We start from the raw sequence: 14,419 nt of genomic DNA, 5'->3' as shown, positions 1-14,419 counted from the left end.
AGCTCCGCATGAAATTTCGTTCTTTATTGATAATAACTCAAAGAAACCGTCATTTGATCCCGCTCAAGGCGGGACCGGAGATCGCTGCTAAACTGGCGGGACAATTTCCGGGTCGGACGGATATGGACATCAAGCGCGAGCACAAGATCAATTTCTGGTTTCTCATCGCCGCCGTGATCGGTGTGCTGCTGATCCAGAACCTCCTCACCCGTCCGCCAGACGTGAAGGTGATTCCCTACAGCGAATTCCTCACCCTCGCGAAGTCGGGGGGTGTTGCCGACCTCCGGATCGACCAGGATAGGATCACCGGCCGCTTCACCAAGCCGCCGGCGAAAACACCGGCGACATTCGAAACCAACAGGGTCGAACCGGCGCTAGCCGCGACACTCGAAAAGACCGGGATCAGCTTCGCGGCGACGCCGGGGCCCACCCTGCTCGAGCGCGCGCTTGGCTGGGTGCTGCCGATCTTCCTCTTCGCGTTCATCTGGCTGTTCCTGATCCGCCGCATGTCCGGGGAGTCCGGTGTCGGCGGCATGATGTCGATCGGCAAAAGCCGGGCGAAAATCTATGTCGAGAAAGATATCAAGGTGACCTTTGCCGACGTCGCCGGCGTCGACGAGGCGAAGGCCGAGCTACAGGAAGTGGTCGATTTCCTCCGGAATCCGAAGGAATACGGCCGCCTCGGCGCGCGCGTTCCCAAGGGGATCCTGCTGGTTGGCCCGCCAGGAACAGGCAAGACGCTGCTCGCGCGCGCCGTCGCCGGCGAGGCCGGCGTGACCTTCTTCTCGATTTCGGGATCGGAATTCGTCGAGATGTTCGTCGGCGTCGGCGCGGCCCGCGTGCGCGACCTGTTCGAGCAGGCGCGACGGCAGGCGCCGGCGATCGTCTTCATCGACGAACTCGATGCGCTCGGCCGCGCGCGTGGCGGCATTTTCACGGGCGGCGGGCACGACGAGAAAGAGCAGACGCTGAACCAGTTGCTGACCGAACTCGACGGGTTCGACAGCAGCACCGGCGTCGTTCTCCTTGCCGCGACCAACCGCCCCGAAATTCTCGACGCGGCGCTGCTGCGTGCAGGTCGGTTCGACCGGCAGGTGCTGGTCGACCGGCCGGACCGCAAGGGACGCATTGCCATCCTGACCATCCATGCGAAGCGCATCACCCTCGCTCCGGATGTCTCGATCGAGCAGGTCGCGGCGCTGACGCCGGGCTTCACCGGCGCGGATCTCGCCAATCTGGTGAACGAGGCCGCGCTGCTCGCCACCCGGCGCCGGGCCGATGCCGTGACGCTGGAGGATTTCAACCAGGCGATCGAGCGCATCGTCGCCGGGCTGGAGAAGCGCAACCGGCTGCTCAACCCGCACGAGCGGGACATCGTCGCCCATCACGAAACCGGCCATGCGCTTGTCGCCATGGCGCTGCCGGGCGCCGATCCTGTGCAGAAGATCTCGATCATCCCGCGCGGGATCGCCGCCCTCGGCTACACCATCCAGCGCCCGCTGGAGGACCGTTACCTGATGGACCGGCGGGAACTGTTCCAGCGGATGACGGTGCTGCTGGCGGGCCGCGCCGCCGAATCCCTGGTATTCGACGAGGTTTCGACCGGGGCGGCGGATGACTTCGTGAAGGCTACCGAGATCGCCCGCAGCATGGTGCTGCGCTATGGCATGGTGCCGGAACTCGGCCTCGTGGCCTATGAAACGGACTCAGGCAGCGCCTGGCTCGGCGGTGCCTCGGCCACCGATCTCAGGCCACGCCGCTACGGCGAGCAGACGGCGGATGCGATCGACGCCGCGGTGCGGGATATTCTCGATACAGCGTTCGAGGCGGCGCGTCTCATCCTGCGGCAGAATCGTGCCCTGCTCGACGAGGTGGCGGATGATCTGCTGCGGCGGGAAACGCTCGCTGCCGCCGATCTGCAGCTCATCGCCGCACGGGTGATCCGGCCTGCTGCCCTGCCCTTCCTGCCCGCGCCGGATCAGCCTTCGGCGGCGGCGGCGGCGAGTGTCACCACGATCGGGTGATGATCGGAACTGCCGCGGCCGAGCACCCGGGCCTCATGCGCGTGCAGGTCGCGCACCATGCAACGGTCGAGCCGGAACGGCACCATCTCGCCGGCGCGGCAGGTGGTCTGCCTCGGGCCGACATCTCGATATCCCCTGAGCCGGATCGGGCCCACCGCATTGTAGTCGCCAACGATCACCGCCGGGCCGTCGATCTGCCGGGCGATATGGCGAAGCTGCAGGCGGTTGAGCATCTGCCCGTGCGAGAGATGGACGTTGGCGAAGGTGATTCCCTGCGCCTCCACCAGCAGGGCGAGGCGCGGCGGCACCCTTCCGGGCATGACCGAAGCCGGCAACCGCACCGTGCCGGGCTCAGCGAGCGGTGCGGGACTCCAGACGGCAAGCCCGTAGATCCGCCTCTGCATCGGCGCGCGATAGAACCATCCGCCGCAAAGATCGGTGACCTGGGCAATCGACTCGGTCGCTTCCTGCATCAGCATCAGGTCGGGCCGGTAATCCTCGATCAGCGCCGCGACCTCGCGGGCCTCGGCGCCCACGCGGCGGAGCAGGTTCCAGCTGATCAGGCGCATCGGCAAACCTCCCTTTGAGCACGCCGTCAGGCCGGCTGACGGCAGGACAATGCGAATGATATGGTAGCCTCCCCGCCCATCTTGTGTATGCATGGCGGCATGGCAGCCAATGACGAACGGCGCGGATGCGGCCGCTGATTTTCCTGCTCCTGCTGATTCATTGCGGAGTCGCCTTGGCGGTTACGCGGCACGCGCTGCTGCGCAAGGCGGATGTACGGGCGGCCCTCGGCTGGATCGCGATCGCCTGGCTGTCGGCAGTGATTGGCGGCCCGCTTTACCTTGCCTTCGGCATCAACCGGATCAACCGGCGCGCGAGCCGCCTCTCCGTCCGCACCGACTCGCTCGATGTCAGTTTCGGCGAAGCGACACCGCCCGACGCGCAGCCCGCCATACAGGCGCTCGCCCGGGTCGGCCAGCGGGTCACCGGCGTTCCCCTGCAATCGGGCAACGCCATTGCCATCCACCACGGCGGATCCAAGGCCTATCCGGCGATGCTGGAGGCGATCCGCGCGGCACGACACAGCATCGCACTCGCATCCTACATTTTCCGCGATGACCGCGTCGGCCGGACCTTCGTCGCCGCCCTTGCCGCGGCGCATGAGCGGGGGGTCGAGGTTCGTGTGCTGATCGATGGCGTTGGCGGCGGCTATCTGCGCGCGCCCGCCTTTCGCGCGCTGCGACGAGCCGGTGTGCCCTGCGCGAAGTTCCTGCACAGCTGGGCGCCGTGGCGGATGCCGCTGCTGAACCTGCGCAACCACAAGAAGCTGCTGGTGATCGACGGCGGCGCCGGCTTCACCGGCGGGCTGAACATCGGCGCCGAGAATCTCGCCCCCGACGATCCGTCCGACCGGGTGGACGATGTTCACCTTCGCGTGGAAGGGCCGGCCACACGGCAACTGATGGCCAGCTTCGCCCAGGACTGGCTGTTCACAACCGGCGAGACGCTCGAAGGTCCGGCCTGGTGGCCGCAGATCGGCGAGGCCGGCGTGACGCCCGCGCGCGGCATCCGCTCCGGACCGGATGGCGACCTGTTCAACCTCGAGACGATTCTCGGTGCTGCGATCACCCTTGCGGAACGGCGGATCAGGATCGTCACCCCCTATTTCCTGCCTGATCCGCAGCTGGAGTTCGCCCTTGCCCAGGCCGCGCTCCGCGGGGTCGAGTTGCAGATCGTGATCCCGGAGCGGAGCGATCACCGGTTGATGGACTGGGCGATGCGCGCGCATCTGCGCTTCTTCCGCGCCATCCGCCCGCATGTGCGGCTCGGCGCAGCGCCGTTCAACCACGCCAAGCTGGTGACGGTGGACGGCGCCTGGTGCCTGATCGGCAGCTCGAACTGGGACACGCGGAGCCTGCGGCTCAATTTTGAGTTCGATCTCGAATGCTACGATCCGGTCGTCTGCGCCAGGATCGACGCGTTGATCGACTCGAAAGTGGCGGCGGCGGCACCGTTACGGCAGGGGCTCGAGACAGGGCCATTCGCGCCGCTACGCGACGCGGCCGCGCGCTTGCTCCTGCCCTATCTCTGAGGCAACAGGCCGAGCGTGGCTCTCGTCAGTTCCCCATCCGGCCGGCGCAGCTGATCGAGGATGGTGAAATGGTCGGCGCCGGCCACAGGCAGGAGCGGCCCCGGCGCATGACTGGCGGCACGCAGGGCGTGCAGATCGCGGCTGTCGGTAACCAGCGCCGCCAGTTCACGCGTGCCGTAGGCGATCGCGAGGGGCTTGTTCACGACCGGCAGGCGCAGGGGCGACAGCGTCGCGGCTTCCTCGTCGGTCAGGCGCAGCTTCTCGTTGAGGTAGGTGTCGCGCAGCGGCCCGAGTTCGAACACGCCGGAAATCGCGAACCCCGCCGTCACCCGCGGATGGCGCAGCCCCATCGCCGCGAGATGCCCGCCGGCAGACCAACCCGACAGCACGACCGGGCCAGCGACGCCGTGCGCGGCGCCATGTCCCGCCAGCCAATCCAGTGCCTGGTGGATTTCGGCGACAATGTCCGCCAGCGTGATCTCGGGTGCCAGGGTATAGCCTGGCAGGGCACAGGACCAGCCATGGGCGCGCACCCCCTCGGCCAGGCAGGCGAAATCCTCGCGCCGGTTTCGCTGCCAGTAGCCACCGTGGATGAACACGAGGCAGGGGGCGTTGGGATCTTCCGCGGCGTAGATGTCCCAGAGATTGCGCTCACGCGGGCCGTACCGCAGATCGAGCCCGGCGGCATGGCGGGCGCGGAATTCGCGCGAGGCGGCGATCCGTGCCTCGTTCAGCGCCGGGCTTTCGGGAACGGCCGCCGAATTGTCATAGGCGCGGTCACGCTCCGCCCGGCTCATCCGGCCCCATTCGGCACAGCGTCCGCGCAGATGCGGCGTGGTCATGTGGCGTCTCTCCGGGTAGCGGGTTCAGCGATGGCGGGAGACGGCATAATCAGCCGCCTCCATCATCAGGGCGCGCAGCGGATCGTCCGGCAGCGTGGCCAGTGCGTCCTTCGCCTTGCGCGCGAATGCGTCGGCCTCGCGGATGGTCTGGCCGATGGCGTCATGCCTGCGGATCAGATCGAGAGCTGTGGCGAGATCGGTTTCGGTCTGCTCGCCGTCCTCGATGGTACGGCGCCAGAACGCGCGCTCAGGACCATCGCCCGCCGCATAGGCCACCAGGACCGGATAGGTCAGCTTGCCTTCGCGGAAATCGTCGCCGACGGTCTTGCCCAGTTCGTTCTGGTCGGCCGCATAATCGAGTGCGTCATCGACGAGTTGGAACGCCATGCCGAGCGCCGCGCCGTAGCCGGCAAGCGCGCCGCACACCGCAGAGTCACGGTCGGCAACAACACCGCCCACCTCGCACGCCGCCGCGAACAGCGCCGCGGTCTTGCCCTCGATCACCTTGAAATAGCGTGGAATGTCCGTGCTGAGATCATTCTGGGTCGTAAGCTGGAGCACCTCGCCCTCGGCGATGGTAGCCGAGGCGTTGCAGAGAATTCGCAGCACGTCCAGCGAGCCGTCCTCGACCATCAGCTCGAAGGCACGAGCAAACAGGAAATCCCCCACCAGCACCGAAGCCTTGTTGCCAAACACGGCGTTCGCGCTCGCGAGCCCGCGGCGGAGGCCGCTTTCATCCACCACATCGTCATGCAGCAGCGTGGCTGTGTGGATGAATTCGACACAGGCGGCGAGGTGGATATGCCGGTCGCCGCGATAGCCGCAGAGCCGCGCCGCGGCGAGGGTGAGAAGCGGCCGCAACCGCTTGCCACCCGCGGCGATCAGATGCGCAGCAAGTTGCGGGATCAGCTCCACATCGCTCGCCATGCGCGCGAGGATGGTGCGGTTCGTTTCCGTCAGATCGTCCTGAAGGACCACCGCGAGGCGATGCAAGGCATCTTCCTCCGGACGCGTGCGCGCCGTTCCGGCATCCTGTCCCGAGGTCAGCAGCCCATCCACAGCCGGTATCAACCTTGTGTTTCCATCTGGATCAGGACAGCATATCGGCGCGGGGGACAGAGGGTCAAGGCGGCCCGCGAGGGAGGAGACCGCATGGAAACGATCGTTGCGTCGACGGATACGATCCGCCTCAGTTTCCTGATGGCGCTCCTCCGCGATGCCGGACTCGCCCCGGTGCTGCTGGATCAGAATATCGCCGCGATCGAGGGCAATATCGGGGCGTTTCCCCGCCGGATCGCGGTTGCGACGGACGAGGCGGCGCAGGCTCGCCGCATTCTGCGCGAGGCCGGCGAGGCATGAGGCTTACCGAAGGCACCTTGCTTGCCGGTCGCATCCGCTACACCCAGGCCGCGACCGGGCATCGGACCGGAATCGAGCCCGTGCTGCTCGCCGCCGTCGTGCCGGCACGGCCGGGCGAACGGGTGATCGAGGCGGGAACCGGTGCCGGCGCCGGTCTTCTCTGCCTCAGCTATCGCGTGCCCGAACTCCGCGGGGTCGGCATCGAGCGGGATCCGGAACTGGCTGCCCTCGCGCGCGACAACCTGCGGACGAACGGCTTCGAGGGCACCACGATCATTGCCGCCGACATCACCGGCCCACCGCTCACCGGCCCATTCGACCATGCCTTCGCCAACCCGCCCTGGCGCCCGGTCGCCGACACCCCCTCGCCCGATCCCGGCCGCCGCCTCGCCTACGAGGCGCCCGGCGATCTGCTGCCGGCCTGGACCGCGTCTCTGACGCGATTGCTGCGTCCGCGCGGCAGCCTGTCGCTGATCCTCCCCGCGGCATCGCTCGATACCGCGCTCGAGGCGGCGCGCGCGGCGGGCTGCGGATCATTGCGGATCCTGCCGCTCTGGCCACGTGCCGGGAGGCCGGCGAAGCTGTTCATTCTCCGGGCAATTCGCGGCGGGCGCGGGCCGACCGTGCTGCTGCCGGGCCTTGTGCTGCACGAGGCCAGCGGCTTCAGCGAGGCCGCCAATCTCGTGCTCCGCGATGGCGCGGCCATCGACCTCTGAGCGGGCGATCACAATCGCGCGGGATGAATTCCGGCCGGCAGTACCGCTTCCAGATGCGGCCAGAGTTCCTCATCCGGCACCTTGACGAGGTCGTGCTCGACGGTGCCGATCAGGTTGCGCGCCGGCAAGGGCGCCAGCGCGTCGCGCAGCGTCGGTATCAGCCGCGCAGGCGCAGCAAGGATCAAACCGCCGAAGCTGCCTTCGGGCAGCGCATTGAGTTCCGACGCCACGGTTCGGGCGAAGGCGATCTTTTCCGACTCGTGCGGGTCATGCCGCGGCTCAACCGCGTGATGCGCCGTCGAGCCGGTATGGAACGATGCGCCCGGCCCATCGCTGCGCAGTTCGGAGGAACGCAGATGCGCCGCCACCGATTCGAATATGCGCTCGGTCTTGAGCTTGCCTGGGGGACGGAACCGCACGAAGCGCGCCTGCGCGCCATCGGCAATCACGACGAGGAGGTCTTCGCTGCTGGACATCGCTACACTCCGAATGGTCTTGACAAGACGATTCTAGGAGCAGGTTCCGCGGGCGGAAATCACTCGATCGGGTAGGTTTGCCGGCCGACGGCCTTGTCCGCAACGCAGCCATGTCCCCAGGCCGGCTCGTACGACCCGATCCTTGATCTGCCTCAATGAAACGTTCCGAAACGATCGGCAAAGCGCTTGCTCAAGAGGCGTGGCAACGCGGGGAGTTGAAGCGGAATGTATCGTGACCGGATCAGGCTGGAGACGCTCTGGGGCAAGGTGATGTCGGCCGAGGAGGCCGCGCTGTCGATCAGGGACGGGATGGTGATCGGCATGAGCGGTTTCACCCGCGCCGGAGACGCCAAGGAGGTGCCGGTGGCCCTCGCCGAGCGCGCCCGGCGCGATCCACTGCGGATCACGCTGATGACCGGCGCCTCGCTCGGCAACGATATCGACAAGACGCTGTCCGAGGCCAACGTGATCGCCCGCCGCATGCCCTTCCAGGCCGATCCGGCGCTGCGCCGCCGCATCAATGACGGCGAGGTGATGTTCATCGACCAGCATCTGTCCGAAACGGTGGAACAGCTGCGCGCGCGCCAGCTTCGCCCGGTCGACATCGCCGTGGTCGAGGCGACGGCGATCAACGAGAAGGGCGGCATCGTGCCCACCACCTCGGTCGGCAACGCCGCGAGCTTCGCCGTGCTGGCGGAGAAGGTGATCGTCGAGATCAACATGACGATGCCGCAGGAACTCGAAGGCCTGCACGACATCTATTTCCCCTCGCGCCGCCCCTATCGCGAGCCGCTCGGGGTGATGCGGCCGAGCGACCGGATCGGCCTGCCCTATGTGCCGATCGACCCGCAGAAGATCATCGGCATCGTCATCACCAGCAAGGCCGACAGCCCCTCGCGCATCGAGCCGCCCGACGAGGACACCGCCGCGATCGCCGGGCACCTGCTGGAATTCCTCGACCACGAGGTGCGCGAGGCCCGGCTCTCGCCCTCGCTGATGCCATTGCAGGCCGGCATCGGCAGCATCGCCAACGCGGTGCTGCACGGCTTCACCGAAAGCCGGTTCAGCAACCTCACCATGTATTCCGAGGTGTTGCAGGACAGCACGATCTCGTTGCTCGACAGCGGCCGCCTTGTCTTCGCCTCCGGCTCGTCGATGACGCTGTCGAAGCCGCTCTACGAACGGGTGCTCGGCGATATCGGCCGCTACCGCGACCGGCTGGTGCTGCGCCCACAGGAAATCAGCAACCATCCCGAAATCGTCCGCCGCCTCGGCATCATCGGCATCAACACGGCGCTGGAGGCCGATATCTACGGCAACGTGAACTCCACCCATGTCGGTGGCACGCACATGATGAACGGCATCGGCGGCTCCGGCGATTTCGCGCGGAACGGCCATCTCTCAGTGTTCGTCACCAAGTCGCTGGCCAAGGGCGGCAAGATCTCCAGCATCGTGCCGATGGTCTCGCATGTCGATCATACCGAGCACGACGTGGACGTGATCGTCACCGAACGGGGGCTGGCGGACCTTCGAGGCCTTGCCCCGCGCGAGCGGGCGGCGCTGGTCATCGACAACTGCGCGCACCCGCTCTACCGCGACGCGCTGCGTGACTATTTCAACGAGGCCGTGCGCAGCCGTGGCGGGCAGACGCCGCATCTGATCGAACAGGCGCTGTCCTGGCACGCCCGCCTGCGCGAAAGCGGCTCCATGCAGGGGGTGAAGCCTCCGGCGCCGCGCCCGGAGGCCCCGGCGCGGCACCGCGGGGTCAGACCCGCATCGGCATGAGAACGAAAATCGCGCTCTCGTCGCCGGCGGCGCGCACCAGGGTCGGCGCCGCGCCGTCGGCGAAGCAGAACTCCACCTTGCCCTTGATCTGTTCCGTCACGTCGTTGAGGTAGCGGGCCTGGAAGCCGATTTCGAGCGGGGTGGCACGGTATTCCACCTGCTCGGCGTCGAGTTCCTCGGTTGCCGTGCCCTGGTCAGGGCTGGTCGCCGAAAGCACCAGGAGGTCGCGGCCGACGGAGAGTTTGACCGGCTTGTTTCGCTCGGAGGTGATCGCCGAGACGCGCGCCACTGCGGCGGAGAAATCGGCGGTCTCGACGCGCAGTATCTTGTCGTTGCCCGTAGGGATCACCTTCGAATAATCGGGATAGGTGCCGTCGATCAGCTTGCTGGTCATCCGCATGGTGTCCAGCTCGAACTGGATGCGGGTTTCCGAGAGCGCGATCGAGACATCGCCGGAGACCTCGTCGAGCAGCTTGCGGATCTCGTTCACCGTCTTGCGCGGCACGATGACGCCGGGCATCCCCGCGGCGCCCTCGGGCAGCGGCTCCTCGACGCGGGCGAGACGATGCCCGTCCGTCGCCACGGCGCGAAGCACCGGCACTCCCTCCGACTCGGCGGCATGAAGATAGATGCCGTTGAGATAGTAGCGGGTTTCCTCGGTCGAGATCGCGAAGCGCGTGCGGTCGATCAGCCCGCGCAGCGCCTGCGCCGGCACGGCGAAGCGATGCGTCAGCTTGCCGGCATCGAGCTTGGGGAATTCGTCGGTCGGCAGCACCACGAGCTTGGTGGCGTAGCGTCCTGCCCGCAGCGCGAGCGGCGCGTCACCGCCCGGATGGTCGAGCTCGATCTCGGCGTTGTCCGGCTGGCGGCGCACGATCTCGTAAAGGGTCGCCGCCGGCGCGGTGACAGAGCCGTCCCTCATCGTCGTCGCGGCGACCTCCTCGATCAGCGCGATCTCCAGATCGGTCGCGGCGATGGTCAGCCGGCCTTCCTTCACCGACAACAGCACATTGGCCAGGATGGGAATCGTGTTGCGTTTTTCGACAACGTTCTGAACATGGGCCAGCGCCTTCAGCAGCGTTGCCCGATCCGCCTTGAGCTTCATGCGATCCTTCCAGTCAGCCTGACCGGGCTGCCTCAGCACCCGGGTCTCGCTGCATAGCCCAGTTCGAACCGGAATTGAACCATCCCGCCGCCCGATGGTGGGTGACAGCGGCGAAAAGCCGGGCTAAGGCAGGGTCCGCGGGGTGCAGCGCCCGGCTTCAGTTCGACAATCGGCAATGATTTCAACGCGGATCGGCTCATGACCAGACCAGTCCCGCCCGCCCTTGTTCATGGCCGCCGGCTGCCCAATACGTGGGACGTCGCGGCGATGGCACTCGTCTTCGCCCTGCTGATCGGGGTGGCGCACGTCGCGCAGGGCACGATGGCGCCCCTCGCGCGGATGAAATCGGGCCATATTCACCTGAATCCGGCGTGGCTGCCCGGCTACGCATTGCGCACGACGTTGCGCATGTTCGCTGCCCTGCTCGTCTCGCTCGGCTTCACCTTCACGGTCGCGACACTGGCCGCGAAGAGCCGGCGCGCCGCAATCATCATCATCCCGATCCTCGACATCCTGCAATCGATCCCGATTCTCGGCTTCATTTCCTTCACCGTGCTGTTTTTCCTGCATCTTTTCCCGGGACAGGAACTCGGCGCGGAACTCGCGGTGGTGTTCGTCATCTTCACCAGCCAGGCCTGGAACATGGCCTTCAGCTTCTATCAGTCGCTGACCACCGAACCGGCGGATCTGGTCGAGGCCTGCCGCAGCTTCGGCCTGACACCCTGGCAACGCTTCTGGCGACTCGACGTGCCGTTCGCCGTGCCGGGCCTCGTGTGGAACACCATGCTATCGATGTCCGGCGGCTGGTTCTTCGTGGTCGCGTCTGAGGCGATCACGGTCGGTCACACCACCTTCACCTTGCCGGGGATCGGCTCCTACGTTGCGGTCGCGCTGCAGCACCGCGATTTCGCTGCCATCGTCTATGCGCTGCTGGCCATGCTGGTGGTAATCCTGCTCTACGACCAGTTGCTGTTCCGCCCTCTTGTTGCCTGGTCGGGCAAATTCCGGTTCGAAACCGTGCCCTCCGCCGGCGAGACGGAACCCTGGGTCCTCCGCCTGCTGCGCCGGACCTTTCTTCTCCGCGCCGCAGGGGACTGGCTGAGCGACCAGTTTGCCCACGTCGTCCGCCTGCGCCTCGGCAGGGCCGACCGGAAGTTCGGGTCCGCCGGCCTCGACCGCGCCACCGGACGGATCGGCGACGCCGCCTTTTATGCGGTCGTGATCATCGCGGCCGGCGCCGCTGCCGCACAGGTGGTCGAGTTCTGCGCGCGCACGATGTACTGGAGCGATCTTGCCCAGTGCGTCGTGCTCGCCTTCTACACCCTTGCCCGCGTCATCGCGGCTTTGGTGATCTCCTGCGTGATCTGGGTGCCTGTCGGCGTCTGGGTCGGGTTCAGGCCGTGGGCGACGCGACTGGTTCAGCCAGCCGCGCAGTTCCTCGCCGCCTTCCCCGCCAACCTCGTCTTCCCCGTGGTGGTTGCCGGAATCGTGCATTTCCGCCTCGCTCCAAACATCTGGCTGACACCGCTGATGATCCTCGGCACACAGTGGTACGTCCTGTTCAACGTCGTCGCGGGTGCCGCCGCGCTGCCGGGCGACCTGAAGGAAGCGGCATCGAATTTCCGCCTGAGCGGGCTTCTCTGGTGGCGCCGGCTCATCATTCCCGGCATCCTGCCCTATTTCGTTACCGGCGCACTCACCGCGACCGGCGCGGCCTGGAATGCCTCGATCGTTGCCGAGGTCGCCTCATGGGGCCATACCACGCTGGTCGCGCGTGGGCTCGGCGCCTATATCGCGCAGGCGACCATGGCCGGGAACACCAGCCGCATCGTGCTCGGCGTGGCCGTGATGGCGGCTTTCGTGCTCGGCTTCAACCGGCTGGTCTGGCGCCCCCTCTACGCCTATGCCAGCCGGCGCACCAATTTCGGATAAGGAGGAGAGATGGACCAGCAAACCGCGCCCGGCATCCTGCTCGATGTCCGCAACTGCCGGCAATCCTATCCGAAGGAAGCCAACAGCGAACTGGTCGTGCTCGACGACGTCAACGTGACGCTGCGCGAGGGCGAGATCGTCGGCCTGCTCGGCCGCTCCGGCTCGGGCAAGTCGACGCTGCTGCGGATCATCGCCGGCCTGCTGCGCCCGACCCGCGGCGATGTGTCGTGGAAGGGTGCGCCGGTGCGCGGCCCGGTGCGCGGCGTCGCCATGGTGTTCCAGAGTTTTGCTCTGTTTCCGTGGCTCACGGTGCAGGAAAATGTCGAGCTCGGGCTGGAGGCGCAGGGTGTCGCCCGGCGCGAGCGCGAGGAGCGCGCCGAGGAGGCGATCGACCTGATCGGCCTCGGCGGTTATGACGGCGCCTACCCCAAGGAACTCTCGGGCGGCATGCGCCAGCGCGTCGGCCTCGCCCGCGCGCTGGTCACCCATCCCGACCTGCTGCTGATGGACGAGCCGTTCTCGGCGCTGGACGTGCTGACCGCCGAAACCCTGCGCACCGACCTGATCGACCTCTGGTCGGAGGGCAAGCTTCCGGTCAAGTCGATCCTCATCGTAACTCACAATATCGAGGAAGCGGTGCTGATGTGCGACCGCATCCTCGTCTTCTCGTCCGATCCCGGGCGGGTCGCGCACGAATTGCGCGTTCCCTTTCCACACCCGCGCAACCGGCTCGATCCGGCCTTCCGCAAGATGGTGGACGACATCTACGCGGTGATGACGCGGCGCAAGTCGCCGGCGGACCTGAAGGCCGAGGCCGCCCACCCGGCGACCGGCTTTGCCACGCCGCTCCACCCGATCGGCACCAACCTGATGTCCGGCCTGATGGAAACGCTCGCCGCCCCGCCATATGACGGCCGCGCCGACCTGCCGGCCCTCGCCTCCGTGCTGCAATACGAGGCTGACGAATTGTTGCCACTCGGCGAAACCCTGCAACTGCTGCGCTTCGCCGAACTTGAGGATGGCGATATCCGCCTGACCGAGCAGGGCCGGACCTTCGTGAATGCCGATACCGAGGAGCGCAAGAAGATCTTCGCCGCCGCCGCCCTCGCCAACGTGAAGCTGGTCGCCGCGATCCGCCAGGTGATCGACGAACGCTGGAACCATCGCGCCTCCGCCGTCCGCTTCCGCGACGAACTGGAAGATCACATGTCGCCCGAACGCGCCGAGGAAACGCTGCGCACCGCGATCTCCTGGGGCCGCTATGCCGAGATCTATTCCTACGACGAGGAAGCCCAGCAGTTCAGCCTCGAGGATATCGAGGAAGAATAGGGCCGTCTGATCCGCTTCGCCGCAATCGAGCCGCTTTAACCGGCGGGGGCGGCACGCCATCTGCTCTCGATGAGCACCGGAGCAGAAAGACTGCGTGACGTGCCGGTCGGCATCGATGCGACCGGCACCCGCACCGAGCATGATTCGATGGGCGCGATCGAGGTGCCGGCGGATCGCTACTGGGGAGCCCAGACCCAACGCAGCCTGCGCCATTTCGCCATCGGCGAACGGATGCCGACGGCGCTCTACCGCGCCTATGCGCTGGTCAAGAAGGCGGCGGCCGAGGCGAATGCCGAGCTTGGCGCGCTGCCCGGCTGGAAGGTGGCGGCGATCGTCCGCGCCGCCGAAGAGGCGATGGCGGGCGCACTCGACGATCATTTCCCGCTGCATGTCTACCAAACCGGCTCGGGCACGCAGTCCAACATGAACCTCAACGAGGTGCTGGCCGCGCGGGCGAACCAGCTGCTCGGCGCCGAACCCGGCGCTCGAGCGCCGATCCATCCGAATGACGACGTCAACCGCTCGCAATCCTCCAATGATACGTTTCCCGCGGCGATGCATGTCGCGACCCTCGCGGCGCTGGACGAGGATCTCATTCCCGCTCTCGACGCGCTCGCCGGCGCCATCGAGGCGAAGGCCGTCGCGTGGATGGATATCCCCAAGACCGGCCGCACCCATCTGCAGGACGCGGTGCCGCTCACCGTGGGCCAGGAATGGTCGGGCTATGCGCACCAGCTTCGCGATGCGCTGGCG

At 66.9% G+C, this 14,419-nt stretch carries 13 protein-coding genes; 8 read left to right on the top strand and 5 right to left on the bottom strand.

The genetic code is table 11. The features are described from left to right. The first annotated feature begins 122 nt into the window (after window positions 1-122). Entirely contained in the window at window positions 123-2,024 is a 1,902-nt protein-coding gene (gene ftsH, locus APM_RS08520) for an ATP-dependent zinc metalloprotease FtsH (RefSeq protein WP_011942236.1), read from the top strand. On the opposite strand, the gene APM_RS08515 is transcribed toward ftsH, so the two are convergent. Further along, the gene (locus APM_RS08515) at window positions 1,979-2,593 is read right to left on the bottom strand and encodes an endonuclease/exonuclease/phosphatase family protein (RefSeq protein ID WP_039888134.1); all 615 of its coding nucleotides are present in this window, start codon (window positions 2,591-2,593) and stop codon (window positions 1,979-1,981) included. The genes ftsH and APM_RS08515 overlap by 46 nt on opposite strands. Window positions 2,594-2,718: 125 nt before the next feature. Here APM_RS08515 and APM_RS08510 point away from each other — a divergent pair, with 125 nt between their 5' ends. Further along, window positions 2,719-4,122 (top strand): phosphatidylserine/phosphatidylglycerophosphate/cardiolipin synthase family protein, encoded by a 1,404-nt coding sequence (locus tag APM_RS08510; RefSeq protein ID WP_039888131.1) that lies wholly within the window; start codon window positions 2,719-2,721, stop codon window positions 4,120-4,122. On the opposite strand, the gene APM_RS08505 is transcribed toward APM_RS08510, so the two are convergent. After that, complete coding sequence (locus APM_RS08505; protein ID WP_007422957.1) at window positions 4,113-4,964, bottom strand: alpha/beta hydrolase; 852 nt, start codon at window positions 4,962-4,964, stop codon at window positions 4,113-4,115. The genes APM_RS08510 and APM_RS08505 overlap by 10 nt on opposite strands. A 24-nt stretch (window positions 4,965-4,988) precedes the next feature. Then, window positions 4,989-6,023 carry a polyprenyl synthetase family protein gene (locus APM_RS08500; protein WP_007422956.1) on the bottom strand — a complete coding sequence of 345 codons (1,035 nt, stop codon included), beginning with the start codon at window positions 6,021-6,023 and terminating at the stop codon, window positions 4,989-4,991. A gap of 93 nt (window positions 6,024-6,116) precedes the next feature. On the opposite strand from APM_RS08500, the gene APM_RS08495 reads away from it, so the two are divergent. Next, on the top strand, window positions 6,117-6,323 hold the full coding sequence (locus APM_RS08495; protein WP_007422958.1) for a DUF2007 domain-containing protein: 207 nt from the start codon (window positions 6,117-6,119) through the stop codon (window positions 6,321-6,323). Beyond that, a complete protein-coding gene (locus APM_RS08490) occupies window positions 6,320-7,039 on the top strand; it encodes a tRNA1(Val) (adenine(37)-N6)-methyltransferase (protein ID WP_007422955.1) in 720 nt (239 codons plus the stop codon). Before APM_RS08495 ends, APM_RS08490 begins: the two co-directional genes overlap by 4 nt. An 8-nt stretch (window positions 7,040-7,047) precedes the next feature. Here the strand turns inward: APM_RS08490 and APM_RS08485 are convergent, their stop codons facing one another. After that, the gene (locus APM_RS08485) at window positions 7,048-7,515 is read right to left on the bottom strand and encodes a host attachment protein (protein WP_039888129.1); all 468 of its coding nucleotides are present in this window, start codon (window positions 7,513-7,515) and stop codon (window positions 7,048-7,050) included. A 225-nt stretch (window positions 7,516-7,740) separates the two neighbouring features. Between APM_RS08485 and APM_RS08480 the strand changes: the two genes are divergently transcribed. Beyond that, a complete protein-coding gene (locus tag APM_RS08480; RefSeq protein WP_007422953.1) occupies window positions 7,741-9,300 on the top strand; it encodes an acetyl-CoA hydrolase/transferase family protein in 1,560 nt (519 codons plus the stop codon). Here the strand turns inward: APM_RS08480 and dnaN are convergent. Next, entirely contained in the window at window positions 9,281-10,405 is a 1,125-nt protein-coding gene (gene dnaN, locus APM_RS08475; protein WP_007422952.1) for a DNA polymerase III subunit beta, read from the bottom strand. The two genes, APM_RS08480 and dnaN, sit on opposite strands and share 20 nt — an antisense overlap. 198 nt (window positions 10,406-10,603) lie before the next feature. On the opposite strand from dnaN, the gene APM_RS08470 reads away from it, so the two are divergent. The 3 genes from APM_RS08470 to APM_RS08460 all read left to right on the top strand — a co-directional run. Further along, complete coding sequence (locus APM_RS08470; protein ID WP_007422951.1) at window positions 10,604-12,337, top strand: ABC transporter permease subunit; 1,734 nt, start codon at window positions 10,604-10,606, stop codon at window positions 12,335-12,337. 9 nt (window positions 12,338-12,346) lie between these two features. Beyond that, a complete protein-coding gene (locus APM_RS08465; protein ID WP_007422950.1) occupies window positions 12,347-13,666 on the top strand; it encodes an AAA-associated domain-containing protein in 1,320 nt (439 codons plus the stop codon). 69 nt (window positions 13,667-13,735) lie between these two features. Beyond that, a partial coding sequence (locus APM_RS08460; RefSeq protein ID WP_007422949.1) for a lyase family protein occupies window positions 13,736-14,419 on the top strand: 684 nt, incomplete at its 3' end.

Origin of the sequence: Acidiphilium sp. PM, assembly GCF_000219295.1 — a bacterium.
GTDB lineage: Bacteria > Pseudomonadota > Alphaproteobacteria > Acetobacterales > Acetobacteraceae > Acidiphilium > Acidiphilium multivorum.
Note: the sequence above shows the minus strand (reverse complement) of the source record. Positions and strands in the feature narration are given on the sequence as shown.